This is a genomic window from Nocardioides sp. NBC_00368 (assembly GCF_036090055.1).
GTDB lineage: Bacteria > Actinomycetota > Actinomycetes > Propionibacteriales > Nocardioidaceae > Nocardioides.
The window spans coordinates 2,621,204-2,640,505 of record NZ_CP107970.1; the positions used below are offsets into that span (position 1 = coordinate 2,621,204).

Annotated in this window: 17 protein-coding genes; 4 read left to right on the forward strand and 13 right to left on the reverse strand. The window is 71.0% G+C overall.

Annotated features, from left to right (window positions below; translation table 11 throughout):
- Nucleotide 1 precedes the first annotated feature (1 nt).
- From mrdA to ndk, 7 genes are all read right to left on the reverse strand, one after another.
- Nucleotides 2–2,104, reverse strand: coding sequence for a penicillin-binding protein 2 (mrdA, locus tag OG984_RS12440; protein WP_328531877.1), 2,103 nt, complete (start codon nucleotides 2,102–2,104; stop codon nucleotides 2–4).
- A gap of 1 nt (nucleotide 2,105) precedes the next feature.
- Nucleotides 2,106–2,645: a rod shape-determining protein MreD gene (mreD, locus tag OG984_RS12445; protein WP_328531878.1), complete on the reverse strand. Its 540-nt coding sequence runs from the start codon at nucleotides 2,643–2,645 to the stop codon at nucleotides 2,106–2,108.
- Nucleotides 2,642–3,595: a rod shape-determining protein MreC gene (gene mreC, locus OG984_RS12450; protein ID WP_328531879.1), complete on the reverse strand. Its 954-nt coding sequence runs from the start codon at nucleotides 3,593–3,595 to the stop codon at nucleotides 2,642–2,644. The genes mreD and mreC overlap by 4 nt, the downstream gene beginning before the upstream one ends.
- Before the next feature lie 73 nt (nucleotides 3,596–3,668).
- Complete coding sequence (locus tag OG984_RS12455) at nucleotides 3,669–4,694, reverse strand: rod shape-determining protein (RefSeq protein WP_328531880.1); 1,026 nt, start codon at nucleotides 4,692–4,694, stop codon at nucleotides 3,669–3,671.
- 239 nt (nucleotides 4,695–4,933) lie between these two features.
- Complete coding sequence (locus OG984_RS12460) at nucleotides 4,934–5,119, reverse strand: hypothetical protein (protein WP_328531881.1); 186 nt, start codon at nucleotides 5,117–5,119, stop codon at nucleotides 4,934–4,936.
- A gap of 9 nt (nucleotides 5,120–5,128) precedes the next feature.
- A complete protein-coding gene (locus tag OG984_RS12465; protein ID WP_328531882.1) occupies nucleotides 5,129–5,272 on the reverse strand; it encodes a hypothetical protein in 144 nt (47 codons plus the stop codon).
- Nucleotides 5,273–5,330: 58 nt separating this feature from the next.
- A complete protein-coding gene (gene ndk, locus OG984_RS12470) occupies nucleotides 5,331–5,735 on the reverse strand; it encodes a nucleoside-diphosphate kinase (RefSeq protein ID WP_008358543.1) in 405 nt (134 codons plus the stop codon).
- Nucleotides 5,736–5,847: 112 nt separating this feature from the next.
- On the opposite strand from ndk, the gene OG984_RS12475 reads away from it, so the two are divergent.
- Entirely contained in the window at nucleotides 5,848–8,265 is a 2,418-nt protein-coding gene (locus tag OG984_RS12475; RefSeq protein ID WP_328531883.1) for a Tex family protein, read from the forward strand.
- Between the two features lie 129 nt (nucleotides 8,266–8,394).
- Here OG984_RS12475 and OG984_RS12480 read toward each other — a convergent pair whose 3' ends face one another.
- The gene (locus OG984_RS12480; protein ID WP_328531884.1) at nucleotides 8,395–9,099 is read right to left on the reverse strand and encodes a pyridoxamine 5'-phosphate oxidase family protein; all 705 of its coding nucleotides are present in this window, start codon (nucleotides 9,097–9,099) and stop codon (nucleotides 8,395–8,397) included.
- A 73-nt stretch (nucleotides 9,100–9,172) separates the two neighbouring features.
- Between OG984_RS12480 and pdxR the strand changes: the two genes are divergently transcribed.
- Nucleotides 9,173–10,534 carry a MocR-like pyridoxine biosynthesis transcription factor PdxR gene (gene pdxR, locus OG984_RS12485; RefSeq protein ID WP_328531885.1) on the forward strand — a complete coding sequence of 454 codons (1,362 nt, stop codon included), beginning with the start codon at nucleotides 9,173–9,175 and terminating at the stop codon, nucleotides 10,532–10,534.
- A 7-nt stretch (nucleotides 10,535–10,541) separates the two neighbouring features.
- Here the strand turns inward: pdxR and OG984_RS12490 are convergent, their stop codons facing one another.
- Genes OG984_RS12490 through OG984_RS12500 form a run of 3 tightly spaced genes read right to left on the reverse strand, consistent with a single transcriptional unit; the run spans nucleotide 10,542 to nucleotide 12,650 of the window.
- Nucleotides 10,542–10,808: a competence protein CoiA family protein gene (locus OG984_RS12490; protein WP_328531886.1), complete on the reverse strand. Its 267-nt coding sequence runs from the start codon at nucleotides 10,806–10,808 to the stop codon at nucleotides 10,542–10,544.
- A gap of 11 nt (nucleotides 10,809–10,819) precedes the next feature.
- A complete protein-coding gene (locus tag OG984_RS12495) occupies nucleotides 10,820–11,218 on the reverse strand; it encodes a DUF4233 domain-containing protein (RefSeq protein WP_328531887.1) in 399 nt (132 codons plus the stop codon).
- Nucleotides 11,208–12,650 carry a bifunctional folylpolyglutamate synthase/dihydrofolate synthase gene (locus OG984_RS12500; protein WP_328531888.1) on the reverse strand — a complete coding sequence of 481 codons (1,443 nt, stop codon included), beginning with the start codon at nucleotides 12,648–12,650 and terminating at the stop codon, nucleotides 11,208–11,210. Before OG984_RS12500 ends, OG984_RS12495 begins: the two co-directional genes overlap by 11 nt.
- A gap of 103 nt (nucleotides 12,651–12,753) precedes the next feature.
- Between OG984_RS12500 and OG984_RS12505 the strand changes: the two genes are divergently transcribed.
- A complete protein-coding gene (locus OG984_RS12505) occupies nucleotides 12,754–14,613 on the forward strand; it encodes a M48 family metallopeptidase (RefSeq protein ID WP_328531889.1) in 1,860 nt (619 codons plus the stop codon).
- 18 nt (nucleotides 14,614–14,631) lie between these two features.
- Here the strand turns inward: OG984_RS12505 and OG984_RS12510 are convergent, their stop codons facing one another.
- Complete coding sequence (locus tag OG984_RS12510; protein ID WP_328531890.1) at nucleotides 14,632–15,519, reverse strand: GNAT family N-acetyltransferase; 888 nt, start codon at nucleotides 15,517–15,519, stop codon at nucleotides 14,632–14,634.
- An 80-nt stretch (nucleotides 15,520–15,599) separates the two neighbouring features.
- Here OG984_RS12510 and valS point away from each other — a divergent pair, with 80 nt between their 5' ends.
- Nucleotides 15,600–18,230 carry a valine--tRNA ligase gene (gene valS / locus OG984_RS12515; RefSeq protein WP_328531891.1) on the forward strand — a complete coding sequence of 877 codons (2,631 nt, stop codon included), beginning with the start codon at nucleotides 15,600–15,602 and terminating at the stop codon, nucleotides 18,228–18,230.
- 147 nt (nucleotides 18,231–18,377) lie between these two features.
- Here the strand turns inward: valS and OG984_RS12520 are convergent, their stop codons facing one another.
- Nucleotides 18,378–19,292: a hypothetical protein gene (locus OG984_RS12520; protein WP_328531892.1), complete on the reverse strand. Its 915-nt coding sequence runs from the start codon at nucleotides 19,290–19,292 to the stop codon at nucleotides 18,378–18,380.
- Nucleotides 19,293–19,302: the final 10 nt, after the last annotated feature.

The window sequence follows — 19,302 nt, forward strand, 5'->3', positions numbered from 1 at the left end:
CTCAGTCCTTGGGAGCGACGATCGAGCCGTCAGCACCGAAGGCCGGCAGATTCCTCGGCGGGTCGATGCCCTTGATCGCGGCCTTGTCGGGCCGGACCACGGCTCCACCCTCCTCGATCCCGTAGAGCGACTCCCACAGCTTGCGTACGGAATCACCCACCGCGCCGGAGCCGGTGCCACCTTGGGAGATGGTCATGATGATGACGTACTTCTTGTTGTACGTCGCCACCCAGCCGGTCGTCTGCTTGCCGGTGACCTCGGCGGTGCCGGTCTTGCCGCGCACCTTCACCTCGTCGAGCGGGAACCCGCCGAACTTCCAGGCCAGGGTGCCGGTGCGCGTGGTGCCGAGCAGCGCCTCGTTGACGTAGTCGATGCTCTTGGCCGACATCTTGACCTTGCCCGCGACCTTCGGGTCGATCTTCTCGACGACGGTGCCGTCGCCGCTGACGACCGCCTTCCCGATCCTCGGCTCGAAGAGGGTGCCGCCGTTGGCGAGGGACGCGTAGGCGCGGGCCAGCTGGATCGGGGTGACCATCGTGTCGCCCTGGCCGATCGAGAAGTTCACCGCGTCGCCGGTGCGGTAGTAGTTGCCCTCGATGCAGAACTCGTGGGCGAACAGCTGCAGGAACGAGGACGGCGCGTTCTTCTTCTCGTCCATCCGGCAGTAGTAGCCCTTCATGGCCTGGTAGTACTCGGCCTTCCACTTCCGGTCCGCGATCCGTCCCGCCGACTCCCCTGGCAGGTCGATGCCGGTGCGCTTGCCGAAGCCGAACGCCTTGGCGGTCTCTACCAGCGGGTCCTTGGCGTTGACGTTCGCCGGGTTCGAGCCGTACTTCCTCCAGTAGTCGACCGCGACCCGGTAGAAGAACGTGTTGCAGGAGACCTGGAGCGCCTGGGCGAAGTCGATGTAGCCGTAGGGTGCCGACTCGTAGTTCTTGAACCAGCGGTTGCCCACCTGGAGCCCGCTGGAGCAGTCGAGGCGGCTGTCGCGGTTGTAGCCGTTGTTGAGCGCGCCGACCGTCATGAACGGCTTCCATGTCGACCCGGGCGCGAACTGGCCCTGCGTCGCCCGGGGCAGCAGCGGGTAGCCCGCCTTCTCGGAGTAGAGCCGGTCGAGCTGCTTCTGGGTGATCCCGCCGACCCACTCCTCGGGGTCGTACGTCGGCTGGTTCGCCATCGCGACCAGCCGGCCCGTCTGCGCCTCCATGACCACGACCGAGCCGGAGTCGGCCTCGAAGTTGCGTCCGGTGATCTTGTCGAAGGTGCCGCGCGCGGTCTCGATCGACTCGGCCAGCAGCTTCTCCGCGCGCCCTTGCACCTTGGCGTCGATGCTGGTCACCAGCGTGTCGCCGGGCTGGGAGGCGACCGAGTCGCCGCGGCCGATCTCACGACCGAGCGAGTCGACGGTGACGGTGTCGTAGCCGGGCATCCCGCGCAGCCACTGGTCGTACTCCTTCTCGACCCCGGACCGCCCCACCATCGAGGTGTTGTTGAGCGACTCGTCGCCGCGCTCCCTGGCGTTGTCGTTCTCGTCCTCGGTGATCGGGGACAGATAGCCGAGCACGCCGGCGGCGTTGATGCCGTAGGGGCTCGGGTAGGAGCGCAACGTCTGCTTCTCGGCGACCACCCCGGGGAAGTCCTCGGGCTGCTCGAGGATGCGCAGCGCGGTCGACTCGGAGACATCGGTGGCGATCGGCACCGGCTGGTAGCGGGTGCCGGACCAGCTGCCGATCGCCTCGTTCTGCTTCTTCGGGGACACGTCCACCGCCTTGGCGACGCGCTCCATCAGCGTCTTGCGGTCGTCGTCCTCGAGCCCGTCGAGCACGCTCTGGTCGAGGCTGACCACCCAGGCCGAGCGGTTGGTCACCATCGGCCGGCCCTGGGCGTCGACGATGATCCCGCGCACCGGCTGGCGCACGATCTCCCGCTTGGACTGCGAGGCCGCGGCCGCCTGATAGGCGTCGCCGTGGCGAACCTGCAGGTAGAAGAGCCTGACCCCGAGCGTGGCCAGGAGCGAGAAGACGAGCGCCTGGATCACGATCAGCCGCAGGCGGCTCACCTGGGCGGTGGAGGGTCGCGCGCCCGAAGACCTGCCCAACGCCATCTCAGAGATCCCCCTTGCCCAGCAGCCACAGCATCGCCGGGATCACCAGCGGTGCGAGCAGCAGGTCGTAGGCCACGCTGATCGCCACGGTCGGCAGGAGCGTCAGCGGCGCCTCACCGAGGATCAGGCCGCTGACCGCGAAGATGCTGACGCCGATGAACGCGCAGGTGGCCACCGTGGCCATCACCGTCAGCACGTTGGGCCGGCCCTGGCCGTTCTCGATGCTGCTCTCGCGTACGCGACCGGCGACGTAGCCGACGATGAGCAGCGCGAGCGCCCACCGGCCGGCGGTGTGGTCGGCGGGAGGTGCCAGATCGAGGAGTACGCCGGCGGCGAACCCGGTCACCAGCGCGGCCTGCCCGCCGCGGGTGAGCGCGACCGCGAGGACGACCAGCAGCGCCAGGTCGGGGGTGATGCCGCGGATCGCGAAGGCCGGCGCGACGCTCAGCTGGAGGACGATGGCGATGATGATCAGCAGGCCGACCAGGACGTTGCGCAGCACCGGTCCGGTGCCCGAGGCCCGGGCTTCCATCTCACTCATCGCAGCTCTCCTTCCGGCGTGACCACGGCGCGGTCGCTCATGGTGTCGCCCGGCACCACCACACCGACGACGTCGAGCGAGCCGAAGTCGACGTAGGGCTTGATCCGGACCGTCCGCGAGGAGTCGCGGACGCTCGCGAAGGTGTCGGTGACCTCCCCGATCGGCAGCCCGGAGACGTACGGAGCCGCCCGGCCGTCACCCCAGGTGATCACCGTCTCGCCCTTGAGCGGGGCGGCGGTCTGGTCGACGAGCTCGAGGGTCAGCAGGCCGGAGTCGGAGCCGCCGGCGACCACGCCGGAGCCCCGGACCGTGCCGACCTGGCCCGATTTCTGGCCGCTGCGGTCGGCGCCGCCGACCCGGCCGCCGACGACCGAGGCGGCGTCGACGATCAGCAGGACGGTGGCGCTGGTCTTGGTCACGCGCAGCACCCGGCCGACCAGGCCGTCGCCGGTCACGACCGACATGTCGGACCTGATCCCGGCGGCGCTGCCGGCGTCGATGGTGACGGTGCGGTTGAAGGTCTGGGCGGGGCCGTAGGCGGTGACCCGTGCCGGCACCAGGGCGTAGCCGAGGTCCTCGGCGGCACGGGTGATCGACTCGTACTCGGCGAGCTTGGCGCGGCCGTACTCGGTGACCTCGACCTGGCGGCGAAGGGTGGCGTTCTCCGCCTCCAGCTTCGCGATCCGGCTGCGGAAGTCGTCACGGCTGTCGAACCACTCCGGGATCCCGGTGAACGGGCGGGCCACCATCGCGGCACCGGTCTCCAGCGGGGAGAGCACCTCGCCGACCGCGGTGCGGGCCGGCTCCAGGACGGGGGTCTGGTCGAGGGTGGCCAGGGTCGCGCAGCACAGGACCAGCGCGATCAGCCAGGAGCGCTTCGGGCCACCGCCACCGGCGCTCGTCTCGAGGCTGCCGCGGCGGTTGAGCCTCTCCCGCGGCGTACGAACCATGGGTTTGGAGCCTTTGCGCTGTTCCAGCCCCTTGCGCAGACGTTCGCTGGGGCGGGGGCTCAGCAACGACACGTCACCATCTCCTGTTCTCGTTCACCAGGACGGGGCGGAGCACGTCGTAGTCCTCGACGCAGCGGCCGGCACCCATCGCGACCGAGGTCAGCGGGGACTCGGCGACGTGGACGGGCATGCCGGTCTCGTGGCGCAGGCGCTCGTCGAGGCCGCGGAGGAGCGCACCACCCCCGGTGAGCACGATGCCACGGTCCATGATGTCGCCGGCCAGCTCGGGCGGCGTCTGGTCGAGCGTGGAGCGGACCGCGTCGAAGATGTCGTGCAGCGGCTCCTCGATCGCCTTGCGCACCTCCGCACTCGAGACCGTCACCGTGCGCGGCAGACCGCTGACCAGATCCCTCCCGCGGATCTCGGCCTCGGGCTCGTTGGGCAGCGGCCAGACCGAGCCGAGGGTCATCTTGACCTCCTCGGCGGTGCGCTCGCCCAGCAGCAGCGCGTGCTCCTTCTTCAGCCAGGTCATGATCGCGTTGTCGAGCTGGTGGCCGGCCGTCCGGATCGACTGGCTCGTCACGATCCCACCGAGGCTGATCACCGCGACCTCGGTGGTGCCGCCACCGATGTCGACGACCATGTTGCCGGTCGGCATGTGCACCGGCAGCCCGGCGCCGATCGCGGCCGCCATCGGCTCCTCGATGATGTTCACCATCCGAGCCCCGGACTGGTAGCCGGCCTCCTTCACCGCGCGGATCTCGACCGCGGTGATCCCGGACGGCACACAGATGACCATGCGCGGCTTGGCGAAGTAGCGGCGGCGGTGGACCTGCTGGATGAAGTAGCGAAGCATCTGCTCGGTCGCCTCGAAGTCGGCGATCACGCCGTCCTTGAGCGGCCGCAGGGCGACGATGTCGTCGGGCGTACGTCCCAGCATCTTCTTGGCCTCGTGGCCGACGGCGACCATCTCGCCGGAGAACTTGTTGAGCGCGACCACACTCGGCTCATCGACAAGGACACCCTTGCCGCGGACGTAGACGAGTGTGTTTGCGGTGCCGAGGTCCACCGCCATGTCACGTCCAATGATGCTCGCCATACGTCCTCGCGTTCCCGGGGCACCGCGTCGGGGATCCGTGCTACAGGATGCGGGCCCTGCCGACGAGGCTACGAAGGTCCGAGCCTCAAACCGGAGAGGCTCGCCGAAACCGCAACGATACGGGGTGCTCCCGCGGGACCGAACCAGGGGATGCCTGTGTTCACCGGGTGTTGCGGAACGGCTCACGGAGGCCGGTGAAGTGCTGGTCTCGACACCGGCCCCGGGTCACCGTCAGGAGGTCACCAGCCGTCCGTAGTCGGGCAGTCCGGCGTCGGTCGCGAACGCGTGCGCCAGGCCACGGCCGCGGCGAATCCGGAGGCGTCGCTCGCGGCCGCGATGAGGCCGATCCTGGAGACGTACGCCTCCAGGTTTCCGCACACCGTGGCGGCCTTATCCGAGACCGAGGAGTCAGGAGACCAGGACAACGCGCTCGGCTACGGGATCGAGCGGATCCTCGACGGGGTCGCCTCGCTGATGTCGTGGCGGCACTGGCCGTCGGATCGGAAATGGGAGATCGCGCCGGTAGAAGCCACCGGCGCGATCTTCGGGGTCAGGCGCTCCGCGCTTCGCGCGGTCACTCCCTCGCTCGGCGCGACCGGACGAGCAAGCTCGCCGGTCGACCTCGCTCCAGTCGTCTCAGGCGCCGAACCAGAGCTTGATCTCGCGGTCGGCCGACTCGGGCGAGTCGGAGCCGTGGACGAGGTTCTCGCGGTTGGAGAGGGAGAAGTCGCCACGGATGGTGCCCGGCGCGGCCTTGCGGCCGTCGGTGGCACCGTTGAGCGCACGGACGACCTCGATCGCCTCGTCGCCCTCGAGAACGGCGGCGACGAGCGGGCCGGAGGTGACGAAGTCGCGCAGCGGCGGGTACCACGGCTGCTCGACGTGCTCGGCGTAGTGCTCGTCGGCCATACCCGCGTCGATGGTGCGGTGCTCCAGTTTCACGATCGAGAGGCCCTTGGCCTCGTAGCGGGACAGGATCTCCCCCACCAGGCCCCGGCGAACGGCGTCGGGCTTCAGGATCACGAACGTGCGCTGCGTCATGGGGCTGAGCGTATCGGGGAGGGCCGGTCCGGGCACGTTCGGGCCCGTCGGGGCTGCGCCTTCTCGGCCTGGGCTGAAACCATGTCGGTGGCATGCGGCAGGATGGCGCCCCGTGACAGCAACTCCATCAGCACCGACCCTCGCAGACTCGATGGCCAGCATCCCGGCCCGCATCGCCGAAGATCTCGGAGTGCGCCCCGCGCAGGTGACCGCCGCGGTCGCCCTGCTCGACGAGGGCTCGACGGTGCCGTTCATCGCGCGCTACCGCAAGGAGGTCACCGGCGGCCTCGATGACGCCCAGCTGCGTACGCTGCAGGAGCGCCTCGGCTACCTGCGCGACCTGGAGGAGCGGCGTGCCGCCGTGCTCGCCGAGATCGCGAAGCAGGACAAGCTCACCCCCGAGCTGCAGGCCTCGATCCTCGCCGCCGACACCAAGGCGCGGCTCGAGGACATCTACCTGCCGTTCAAGCCGAAGCGGCGTACGAAGGCGATGATCGCCCGCGAGAACGGGCTCGAGCCGCTCGCCGACGGGCTGCTCGGCGACCCGTCGCAGGACCCGACCGTGGTGGCCGAGGGCTTCCTCGGCGAGAACGTCCCCGACGCGAAGGCCGCGCTCGACGGCGCTCGCGCGATCCTGGTCGAGCGGTTCGGCGAGGACGCCGACCTGATCGGCACGCTCCGCGAGCGGATGTGGAAGCAGGGCCGCCTGGTCACCCGCGTCCGCGAGGGCCGCGAGAACGATCCGGCCGCGGCGAAGTTCTCCGACTACTTCGACTTCTCGGAGTCCTACGCATCGTTGCCTTCGCACCGCACCCTCGCCGTGCTGCGCGCCGAGAAGGAGGAGGCGCTCGACGTCACCCTGTCGCCCTACGCCGAGGAGCCGGAGCCGGGCGAGGTGACCGACTACGAGCGCTCGATCGCGGCGCGCTTCGGGATCGTCGACTCCGGCCGTCCGGCCGACAAGTGGCTGGCCGAGACGGTGCGGTGGGCGTGGCGTACGCGGATCCTCTTCCGTCTCGAGCTCGACATGCGCACCCGGATCCGCACCGCCGCCGAGGAGGCCGCGATCGCGGTCTTCGCCGACAACCTGCGCGACCTGCTGCTGGCCGCGCCGGCCGGCACGCGGGCGACGATGGGGCTCGACCCGGGCATCCGCACGGGCGTCAAGGTGGCCGTCGTGGACGCGACCGGCAAGGTGGTCGACACCTCGACGGTCTACCCGCACGAGCCGCGACGCGACTGGGACGGATCGCTGGCGACGCTCGCGAAGCTGGCCAAGAAGCACTCGGTCGACCTGATCGCGATCGGCAACGGCACCGCCTCGCGCGAGACCGACAAGCTCGCCGCCGACCTGCTGAAGCTGCTCCCGGACCTGAAGATGACCAAGGTGATGGTCTCCGAGGCCGGCGCCTCGGTCTACTCCGCCTCGGCCTACGCCTCCTCCGAGCTGCCGGACCTCGACGTGTCCCTGCGCGGAGCGGTGTCGATCGCCCGCCGTCTGCAGGACCCGCTCGCCGAGCTGGTGAAGATCGAGCCGAAGTCGATCGGCGTTGGGCAATACCAGCACGACCTGCCCGAATACGGACTGTCCAAGTCGCTCGACGCCGTCGTCGAAGACTGCGTGAACGGCGTCGGTGTCGACCTCAACACCGCGTCGGCTCCCCTGCTGCGCCGGGTCTCGGGGATCACCGAGTCGCTCGCCTCGGCGATCGTCGCCCATCGCGATGCCAACGGCCCGTTCCGGACCCGTCGCGAGCTCACCAAGGTGGCACGGCTCGGTCCGAAGGCGTTCGAGCAGGCGGCCGGCTTCCTCCGGATCCGCGGCGGCGACGACCCGCTCGACATGTCCGGCGTGCACCCGGAGGCCTATCCGGTGGTGAACCGCATCCTGGACAAGGCGTCGGCGGACATCGGGTCCCTGATCGGCAACACCTCTGCGCTGAAGTCGTTGAAGCCGTCGGAGTTCGTCGACGAGAAGTTCGGTCTGCCGACGGTCACCGACATCCTCGCCGAGCTCGAGAAGCCCGGCCGCGACCCGCGCCCGGAGTTCCGCACGGCCACGTTCTCCGACTCGGTGCACGTGATCGCCGACCTGCGTCCCGGCATGGTCCTGGAGGGCACCGTCACCAACGTGGCCGCCTTCGGCGCCTTCGTCGACATCGGCGTCCACCAGGACGGCCTGGTCCACATCTCCGCGATGTCGGACAAGTTCGTCGAGGACCCGCGCGACGTGGTCCGCTCCGGTGACGTGGTGCGCGTGAAGGTCCTGGAGGTCGACGAGGCCCGCAAGCGGATCTCGCTCACCCTCCGGCTCAGCGACGACGCGCCGTCCGGCGCACCCGCGAAGGGCGAGTCCGGCTCGGGTCGCCCCGGTGGCCAGCGCGGCCAGGGCAAGGGCGGCGGCAAGGGCGGCGGCAAGGGCGGCGGGCGTCCGGGTGGCAACCGCGGCGGTCAGGGCGGCGGCCGCGGCTCGTCGGCTCCGGCCAACAGCGCCATGGCCGACGCGCTGCGGCGCGCGGGGCTCAGCTGAGCTGACGGTTCCTTCGTCAGGGCTCACCGGCGCGCCGAGGTCCGCTGAGTCCCCTTCATTCACCGAGTTACCTCGGTGGAGTCGCGCCTCCTTCGTGGAACTCCACGAAGGAGGCGTGCGCTGACCGAGCTACCTCGGTGACCATTCCGCGGCCCCGAGCCCGGCAGCCCGACGCACCACATCCTCCGGCACCGGCCCGGTCGCATCCTCGGAGGTGACCGGGGCGCCGGCGACGCGGTGGATCGGGATCACGCCGGCCCAGATCCCGGCCTCGATGTCCTCAGGATCGTCGATCGGGCCCTCGGCTCGCGCCTTCATCGACGCCTCCGCGAGCGGGAGGGCGAGCACGGCGGTCGCGGCGAGCTCCTTACGGGTCGCCGGGCGCAGGGTCGCCCAGCGGCCGGGGATCATCTGGTCGACGACCAGCGCGAGCGCGTGCTCACGCTCCTCCGGACCCTCCACCAGGCGAGGGCGGCCGATGACCACGGCCGAGCGGTAGTTCATCGAGTGATGGAACCCGCTGCGCGCCGCGACCAGGCCGTCGAGCTCGGTGATCGTCACGCACACGTCGCGCTCCAGCGCCCGCCCGAGCCAGCCGGCGGCCACCGACCCGTGCAGATAGAGCGAACCGCCCTCGTCCGGGCCGTCCAGATCGAAGCCGTACGCCGTGGGCAGGACGACCGGGTGGGCGTCCTCCCCCGACCCGACGGTGACGCCCAGGTGGGCGACGAGAGCATCGCCGAGAAAGGCGTGGAGGCGCTCACGGTCGGTGAGGGCGCGGTTCTTGCCGCGGCTGATCCGGGTGCGTGGGGTGGGTGACAACGTCGTGCTCATGGCACCATCCTGGTAGCGAAGTGGCCTACTCGCACGGGCCAATTCCGATCGACTTTGACAGGCCATTCGAACGATGCTCCCCGTGACACTCGATCGCACCTCCGACGAGCCGCTGCCGGCCCAGCTCGCCGGACAGATCCGCTCCCTGGTGCTGTCCGGCACTCTCGCGAGCGGCGACCGACTACCCTCGAGCCGCGCACTCGCAGCCGACCTGGGCGTCTCGCGCGCGGTGAGCGAGCAGGCCTACGACCAGCTCACCGCCGAGGGCTGGCTCGAGGCGCGCCGCGGATCCGGGACGTACGTCACCACGACCCGGCCGCCAGGCGTGACGCCTCCGCACTTCGCGCCGTCACTCCCTCGCTCGGCTCGGGCGACGGGCGTGACGCCTCGGCCGACGCGGCCGACGTCTCGGCTCGATACCGGCACGCCGTTCTTCGACCCGCGACTGGAGCCGGGATGGCGGCGGGCGTGGCGGGAAGTCTCCGTGGCCGCTCCCCCGCGCGGCTACGACGACCCACGGGGGCTGGTGGAGCTGCGCGAGGCGCTGGCGACGCGGCTCGGGCGCACCCGCGGCCTCGAGGTCGGCCCGGACGAGGTCATCGTGACCGCGGGTACGACGGACGGACTCCGCGCGCTCCTTCCGGAGCTGCGGCCGGGACCTGTGGCGGTGGAGGATCCGGGCTACCGGGCCGCGGCCGAGACGGTGCTCAGCTACGGGCGCGAGGTGGTCGACCTGCCGGCCGTGCGGCAGGTCGACGACCTGGGAGATGCGGTCGCTGCGTACGTCACTCCGGCGCACCAGCACCCCCTGGGCCGGGTCATGCCGGCCGCCGACCGGCTGAGCCTGCTGGAGGCCGCCCGGCGGGCGGACGCGGTCGTGATCGAGGACGACTACGACTCGGAGTTCCGCTACGACGTCGCTCCGGTACCCGCGATGGCCACGCTGGACCGCGACCGGGTGGTCTATCTCGGCACCGCCGCGAAGTCGGTGGTGCCGACCCTGCGGCTGGGCTGGTTGGTCGCGCCGCCCGGTCTGCACGAGCTGATCCTGCGCCGCCGCACCATCACCCACGCCGGCGCCGCCTGGCCCTCACAGCGGGCGCTGCTCACGCTGCTGCGCGATGGCTGGCTGGACAGGGCGGTGCGCTCAGCGCGCCGCGTCTACGCCGAGCGGGCCCCGAAGGTGGCCGAGGCGATGAGCCCCTACGCCACGCTCGCCGGGCCGCTCGCCGGCATGTACTCCACCTGGCTGCTGCCCGAGAGCGAGGCGCGCCGAGCCCGCGACGCCGCCCGCGTGGCCGGGTTCGAGATCAACCTGCTCTCGACCTACGCCCGCAGCAGCGGCCTGACCGGCCTGGTGATCGGCTTCGGCGGGGTCACCGACGCCGAGCTCGACCAGGCGCTCACCGCCGTCACCGGCGCGCTCGCGCGTTAGTGACCCGCTAGCGACCCGGCTCGTCGTCCTCGATCAGGTCGAAGAGGTTCTCCAGACCGTCCGGGTCGTCCTCGCCTCCACCGACGGCCCACCCGGAGCTGGTACGCCGCAGCTGCGCGCCCACGAGCCGGCACGACTCCCCGGCCTTGTGCGCGTAGTGCGCCGTACGTGTCCGCGGCCGGCGCAGCACCAGCGCGTTGCCGCACGCCGGGCACAGCGCCCAGTCGGTCGCCGCCTCGTCCGTCGCCATCTGCAGCTCGTCAGGCTCCTCCACGGACGCCAACGCTAGACCTCTTCCTCGGCGTCTTCCTCGGCGACGAGCCGGTCGAACGCCTCGAAGGCGGCGGCCCGCTCGCGCTCGATCTTGCGGCCGAGGAGGTCGGCCATGCCCCACAGCACCGCGAAGATCACGCCGACCACGAACATGATCGAGATCAGGAAGCCCATCCCGATCGCGACCACCTGCAGCGCCCAGCCGAGCCAGTAGGCCCACGGGCGACGCAGCAGTCCGGCGACCAGGATGCAGGCCACGAAGAAGCCGAGACCCAGCGGGAGCGCGAGGCCGGCTGAGACCCCGCCGATCGAGATCATCACCGGCGCGGCCAACGCGACGGCGAGCCCCTCCATCGACACGATCGCGGCGCACATCCCGCGCCGCGGAGACTTCTCCCGCTCAGTCGCCATCGGCGTCCTCCTCCAGATAGGCCGCCAGCTCGGGGTCGGCGGTCGGCACGACCCGCGCGGTCGCTGCCGACCCGGCGGCGGGGCGCCGGCCGCCCAGCAGCGTACGCGCCTCTCCGGCCGTCACCACCGAGCCGGTCACGAGCACCGCGCCCTCGGAGATCGAGCCGCCCTCGGCGGACTCGGACAGGGCGAGCGCCGCGTCGATCGCGTCGGCGAGACGCGGCACCACGGAGACCCGCTCCTCGCCGTAGAGGTCGACGGCGATCTTGGCGAGCTCGACGGCGGGCAGGGCACGCTCGGTGGAGTTCTGGGTGACGACGAGATGCTCGAGCGCGGGCTCGAACGCGGCGAGCAGGCCTTCGACGTCCTTGTCCCCCATCACGCCGATGACACCGACGACGGCGGAGAACGAGAACGAGTCCTCGAGGGCGGCGACCGTCGCCTCGGCCCCGGCCGGATTGTGGGCGGCGTCGATCAGGATCGTCGGCGACGCGCGCACGATCTCGAGCCGTCCCGGAGAGTCGACCTTCGCGAAGGCGTCGCGCACGACCTCGTCGGAGAGCACCGTCTCCCCGAGGAACGCCTCCACCGCGGCCAGAGCCGCGGCCGCGTTCTGCGCCTGGTGGGCGCCGTAGAGGGGCAGGAAGAGATCCTCGTAGGTCCCGTGGAGCCCACGGAGCGTGACGATCTGCCCGCCCACGGCCGGGGTGCGGGACACCACCGCGTAATCGGTGCCCTCCCACAGCAGCCGGGCTCCGACCTCGGCCGCGTGCTGGTCCAGCACCGCGGCGACCTCGACGGACTGCTCGGCGATCACGGCGACGGCACCCGGCTTGATGATGCCGGCCTTCTCGCGGGCGATCGCGACCGGAGTGTCGCCGAGGTACTTCGCGTGGTCGACCGCGATCGGCGTCACGACAGCGACATCAGCAGAAGCCACGTTCGTCGCGTCCCAGCTGCCACCCAGCCCGACCTCGACGACGGCCACGTCGACGGGGGCCTCGGCGAACTTGGCGTAGGCCATCCCGACCATCGTCTCGAAGAACGACAGCGGGTGCGGCTGGTCGTCGTCGACCATGCCGAGGTAGTGGGCGACGTCGTTGAACGCGGCCACGAACTCGTCGTCCGAGAGCGGCTCGCCGTCGATCGAGATCCGCTCGTTGATCCGCTCCACGTGCGGCGAGGTGAACCGGCCCACCCGCAGGTCCAGCGAGCGCAGCAGCGTGTCGATCATCCGGGAGGTGGAGGTCTTGCCGTTGGTGCCGGTCAGCTGGACGATCCGGAACGCGTCCTGCGGGTCACCGAGGATCTCGAGCAGGGCACGGATCCGGTCCAGGGAGGGCTCGAGCCGGGTCTCGGGCCAGCGCGACTGCAGCGCTTCCCAGACCTCCTCGATCGTGGCCGCCAGACGCGGCGCGGGAGTCTCACTCATCGGGTCGAGTCTATGCGCCCGGCGCTTCCCAGCGAATCGGCGGACCCGCTACCCTCCCCTTGATCTCGGACAGAACCCCATCCCCCCACAAGGTCCACCATTCATGCGTACGCTCCGGGCTGCTCTCGCGCTCTCGCTCCTGGCCGGTGCCTACGTCCTGGCTGCCTTCTTCCTGGTGGGCCGGCAGGTGGCCCCGCGGCGGCCGCGCTCCAAGGTCTCGACCGATCCCGGCGGGCTCGTCCTGACCGAGCACGAGCAGCCGGGGCTGTGGGCGGAGGTCCGCCAGCTGGCCGCGACCGCCGGAACCCGCGCGCCCGACGAGATCCGCCTGGTGCCGGACGTCAACGCGGCGGTCAGCGAGGAGACCAGCCTCCTCGGGCTCAGGACCGGGACCCGGCGCATGTTCCTCGGCGTACCCCTCCTCCAGGGGCTCTCCCGCAACCAGCTCCACGCGGTGCTCGCCCACGAGCTGGGTCATCACAGCACCACCCACACCCGGCTCGGCGCCCTCATCCACCGCAGCCGCCTGGCGATCGCCGAGGTCGCCGCCGGTCTGTCGAACCCGCTGGTGAAGCGGCCCTTCCGGACGTACGCCCGGCTCTTCTTCGCCCTCACCCGCCCGCTCGCGCACGCCCATGAGATCGACGCCGACCGGCTCAGCGCGCAGGTCGCCGGGCCGCGGACCGCGGCCGTCACGCTGCGCACGCTGCCCGCGCTGGATGCCGCCTGGCACATCTACCTGGAGCAGTACGTCGAGGCCGGCACCCACTACGGCCTGCGGCCGACGCGCTTCTTCGACAACTTCACCAACCTGATGAGCGACCCCGAGCGCCTCGAGGAGCTGTCCCGGATCAGCGCCGCACCGCCCGAGGCCAAGCTCTCGGCCTACGACTCCCACCCGCCGCTGACGCATCGGATCGGGCTGCTCGAGGCGATGGCCGCCGCGGACGGGGCCGACCCCGCTGCCGGCGACGGCACGGACAAGTCGGGCAACGCCACCAGCATCCTGCGCTACCCGCAGCAGTCCTTCCTCGCGCTCGAGGACAAGACGTTCGCCGGCTCCGGCCTCACCCCGGCCCCGATGGCCGAGATCGTCGCCGTCGCCGGCGCCCGCGCCGCTGCGTACGACTCCGAGACCCTCCTCGACGCCATGCAGGAGAACGAGATCGAGCCGGCCACCGTCCGCGGCGCCCTCGACCTGATCGCCTCCGGCAACCTCGACCGGCTCCTGGACCTGGTCGAGGTCGAGCCCACGAGCACCGAGGAGGCCGACGACAAGGCCGGCGAGGCGAAACGGAAGGTCATCGCCCGTCTCCTCGGCGCCGCCATCGCGCACGAGCTGGTCGGCGAGGACAAGGCCCGCTACGAGCTCAGCTGGGCCGGTCCCTGGCGGCTGGTCGACATCGCCGGCCAGGAGGTCGATCCCGAGAACCTCGCCTACGAGGCCCTCGGTTCCCCCGGCTACGCGGCCGCGCTGCGCGCCTGGGTGCACCAGCTCGACGCGACCGTCGATACCGAGACCCCGGCGCCCACCGCCGACTCCCCCGCCCAGGCGCCGGCGCCCGACGGCTGGATCGGCGCCTTGGCACCGGTCTCCGGTGAAGGCTTCCGTACGCTGCTGGTGACCGACACCGGCCTGATGCTGCTCAAACCCTCGGGCTCCGACCGCCTCGCCACCGGCCTGGCCTCGGTGACCTCCGGCTCGCCCGGCAGGAAGCTGATCCAGCGCGCGCTGGACCGGCCTCCCGCCGAGCTCGCCGCCACCGCCAACGCCTCGTTCGTGCCCTGGGACCAGATCCGCGCGCTGCACCTCAAGCACAGCAGCAGCGGCCGCCGCTCGGCCGACATCACCGTCGCCGGCGGCACCGGCTGGTCGCTGCGCTGGACCGACGCCGCGGAGGCGGAGGGCCAGGTCTGGCCCGCCGTCGACCACTACCTCGGCCGGCGCTTCACCGTCGACTGAGATCGCCGAGTCGGCGGGTCAGGGGACGAGCGTGTGGTTGGCCGAGTCGACGAGCGGGCGGAAGCCGAGCTTGGCGTAGAGGTGGTTGGAGACCGGGTTGTCCTTGTCCGTGTAGAGCGCGACCCGCGCGCCGGCGGCCAGCAGCTGCCGGCTCGCCTCCGCCACCGCGGCGCCGGCATAGCCGTGCCCCTGGTGCGCCTTCGGGGTGTAGACCGGACCGATCCTGGCGACGCCGAACGCGGGAGCGTTGAAGCCGGTCAGGTGCACGACCTCCCCGTCGAGCTCCCACAACAGGATCCGGCCCTCGTCGATCCGCGTGCGGATGTCGTCGGCGTCGTGGTGCTCCTCGCCCTGGGCCCGGTCGGCGTTGCCGGCCTGCTCACGGGCAGCCCGCCCGAAGTCGTTGAACCATTCCAGGCAGATCTCCACGTCGGCGTACGTCGCCTTCCGCGGGTTTCCCAGGACACCAGCCGGCGCCGCCAGCTCGGCGAGCTCCCACAGCCTCGTCTCCTGCGCGCCCTCGACCCGGCCGCCCCACAGCCTGGCCGACTCCTCGGCGACGATGCGGGTCGCCGGCAGCGAGCCGTTGGCACCGCCCGGGTGCTCACTGCGGGCGTGCAGCGCCCGAGCGAGCTCGACCGCGGCCTCCTCCGGCATCGGGCAGACGAAGAGCGGATAGGGCGCGAACGGTGCCGTACGCATCGCGACCCCGACGACCCGACCATCGATGCTCGCGGTGGCCCACCACGCGTACGGCAGACCCTCCGGACCTCGTCGCGCCGCTCGCTCGGCCACGGTCGCGACCACGCTCACCACCACCGGGTCGGCGGCCAGGTAGTCACCCGCGGCGTCCAGGAAGACAACTGGATCATCGTAGAAGTCGATACGTGGCAGGGCCTGGCTCATGACCGAAGCATGGCGAGTGCGCGACACCGGCCTCAACCGGGTTTCGCGCCACGAACCGTGCGCCCATAGGATTTGGTCCCATGACTGAGACCACGCCCACGCAGACCGCACCGGAGACGAATACGCCCGCTGAGCAGCGCGTAGTCGCCGTACCGGACAAGCCGGTCCTCGAGGGCCTGGAGGCCAAGTGGGCCGAGCAGTGGAAGAACGAGAAGACCTACGCCTTCGACCGCACCCAGCCGCGGGAGAACGTCTACTCGATCGACACCCCGCCGCCGACCGTCTCCGGCAGCCTGCACGTCGGCCACGTCTTCTCCTACACCCACCCCGACCTGATCGCCCGCTTCCAGCGGATGAACGGCAAGTCGGTCTTCTACCCGATCGGCTGGGACGACAACGGCCTCCCCACGGAGCGAAGGGTCCAGAACTACTTCGGCGTCCGCTGCGACCCGAGCCTGCCCTACGACCCCGACTTCACCCCGCCGGAGAAGCCGGACCCGAAGCGACAGATCTCCATCAGCCGGCCCAACTTCGTCGAGCTGTGCAACCAGCTCGTCGTCGAGGACGAGAAGGTCTTCGAGGACCTGTGGCGCACCCTGGGTCTCTCCTTCGACTGGGACCAGCAGTACACGACCATCGGCAAGGTCTCCCAGACCGCCTCGCAGAAGGCGTTCCTGCGCAACCTGGCCCGCGGCGAGGCCTACCTGCAGGAGGCGCCGACCCTGTGGGACGTCACCTTCCAGACCGCGGTCGCCCAGGCCGAGCTGGAGGCCAAGGACTACCCCGGCTTCTTCCACCGCGTCGCCTTCCACCGCGCTGACGGCACCCCGGTCCACATCGAGACCACTCGCCCCGAGCTGATCCCGAGCGTCGTCGCGCTGATCGCACACCCCGACGACGACCGCTACAAGGACCTGTTCGGCAGCACCGTCACGAGCCCGATCTTCGGCGTCGAGATCCCCGTCCTGGCCCACGAGGCCGCTGAGATGGACAAGGGCGCCGGCATCGCGATGTGCTGCACCTGGGGTGACCTCACCGACGTCCAGTGGTGGCGCGAGCTCAACCTTCCCGCCCGTGCGCTGATCGGCCGCGACGGCCGCTTCTCCCGCGAGACCCCGGAGTGGATCACCACGGAGGCCGGCGTCGCGGCGTACGAGGACCTGAAGGGCAAGACCGTCCACTCCGCCCGCGAGGCCGTCGTCGCGATGATCCGCGAGTCCGGTGATCTCGACGGCGAGCCGAAGAAGACCCAGCGGATGGCCAACTTCTACGAGCGCGGCGACAAGCCCCTCGAGATCGTCGCCAGCCGGCAGTGGTACATCACCAACGGTGGCCGCAACCCCGAGCTGCGGGAGCAGCTGCTGGCCCGCGGCGGCGAGCTGTCCTGGCTGCCCGAGCACATGCGCCACCGCTACGACAACTGGGTCGGCGGCCTCAACGGCGACTGGCTGATCTCCCGCCAGCGCTTCTTCGGCATCCCGTTCCCGGTCTGGTACGCGCTCGACGCAGAGGGCAACCCCGACTACGACAAGCCGCTGCTGCCGAGCGAGGACCAGCTGCCGATCGACCCGTCCACGGACGTCCCGGCCGGCTACGAGGAGGCGCAGCGCGGCAAGCCCGGCGGCTTCCAGGGCGACCCCGACGTGATGGACACCTGGGCGACCTCGTCGCTGACCCCGCAGATCGCCGGCGGCTGGGAGGCCGACCCCGACCTGTTCAGCCGGGTCTACCCGATGGACCTGTGCACCCAGAGCCACGAGATCATCCGCACCTGGCTCTTCGGCCGCATCGTCCGCGCCCACCTCGAGGACGGCACCGTCCCGTGGAGCCACGCGATGATCGCCGGCTGGATCCTCGACCCCGACCGCAAGAAGATGTCGAAGTCGAAGGGCAACGTCGTCGTCCCGACCGAGATCCTCGACAAGTTCGGTGCCGACGCCGTCCGCTGGCGGGCCGCGCTGACCCGTCCGGGCATGGACTCGCCCTTCGACGAGACCCAGATGAAGGTCGGGCGCCGACTGGCGATGAAGATCCTCAACGCCTCCAAGTTCGTCCTCGGCAACGTCGGCGCGTCCACGCTCAACCCGGTCGCGATCACCCAGCCGGTCGACTGCGCCCTGATGGCACGCCTCAAGGAGACGATCACCAAGGCGACCGACGCGTTCACGGCCTACGACTACTCCACGGCCCTGGAGACCTCGGAGAAGTTCTTCTGGGAGTTCTGCGACGACTACCTCGAGCTGGTCAAGGAGCGGGCCTACGACGAGGACGGCGGTCTCGCCACCGAGTCCGCCCGGGCGACCCTGGCCACGGCTCTGCACGTCCAGCTGCGCCTGCTCGCCCCGTTCCTCCCGTACGTCACCGAGGAGGTCTGGTCGTGGTGGCAGACCGGTTCGATCCACACGTCCTCGTGGCCGCGTGAGCTCGAGCTCGGCACCGCCGCGGCAGCCGACCCGGCGGCGCTCGACGCCGTCGCGGCGACCCTGACCGGGATCCGTGGCGCCAAGTCGACCGCCAAGGTCAAGATGCGTCACCCGCTGGCCAAGGCCGAGGTCACCGGCCCCGCCAAGCTGGTCAAGGACGCGGAGGCCGCCGCTGCGGACCTCAAGCGCGTCGGCAACATCGTCGGCGACCTCTTCTTCACCGTCGACGAGAACGCCACCGAGATCACCGTCACCGCCGAGCTGGCCGAGGTCTCCGAGGAGGCCTGAGCCTCAGCGCGACGCCCGAACGACGGAGCAGGCCCCGGACCGCGATGCGGTCCGGGGCCTGCTTCGTCCCTCACTCCAGCCCAGCGTCCGGGGGGACTCGCTCGGCCGGTCACTCCGGCGTGGTGCGGGTCGCCATCGGAGTGATCCCTACTGCACCGACTTCTCGGCGCAAGCCTTGTCGTCGTTGCTGCCTTCCTTCGGCTCCTGCTCCGGCTCCGGCGCCTCCGTCGTCGAAGCGTCGGACGGCTCGGTGGAGTCGGCAGTGACCTCGGGGTCGGCTGCGGGCGACGACCCTACCGGGCTCTTCGGCTCAGCGCACGCCTCACCGCACTCCGGCGTGGCCTCCGGCTCCGAACCGTCCTCGCTCGCTCCCGGAAGCGTCTTCACGTCCTCGGCAATCGCGGCGGTGAGCTCGCAGGCGTCCTCGGCGATCTGCTCGGCCTCTGACTTGGGCGTCTTCGACTCCGCGGCGGGATCCTTCGTCTCCTCGGTCGCCTCGTCGCGCTCCTGGTCCTTCTTGGGCTCTTCCAGCGGGAGATCCTCCACCGGGACGCCGGCATCTGCCGCGATCAGCTGGCGCAGGAACATCGGCACCGCCTCGTCGACGGGCCTGGCGTCCTCCTCGGCCACGAACGGCCACAGCAGCGGAGCCATGATGCCCGGAACCGGGCCCACCGGCGGCACCACCGTGGGCGGTGTCGTGTCACTCTCGCCCTCGCCGGGGTCGGCGGGAGTCGTCGGCCCCTCGGAGGACGGTGCGTCCGGCTGCTCCGCGGGCGCAGTGGGCTTCTCGTCCGGCTTCTCGTCACCCTGCCGGTCCGGCTCGGTGGACTCCTGGTCGCGGCCCCGGTCCGCATCCGCCGCCGTGCTGGGAATGGTCGAGACCCCGGAGACGCCGGGGTCCGGCGCCGGCGGGATCACGGTGAAGTCGGCCTGGCCCGAGAGTGTGCGCGGCACCCGGTGCAGCGCGGACACGTCCGGGCTGAGGGTCTGGACGACCACGAGCAGGCCGATGAGCACTACGGCGGCGTAGGCCATCACCGGGCCCCTCTGGAACCTCACGTGCCCACTT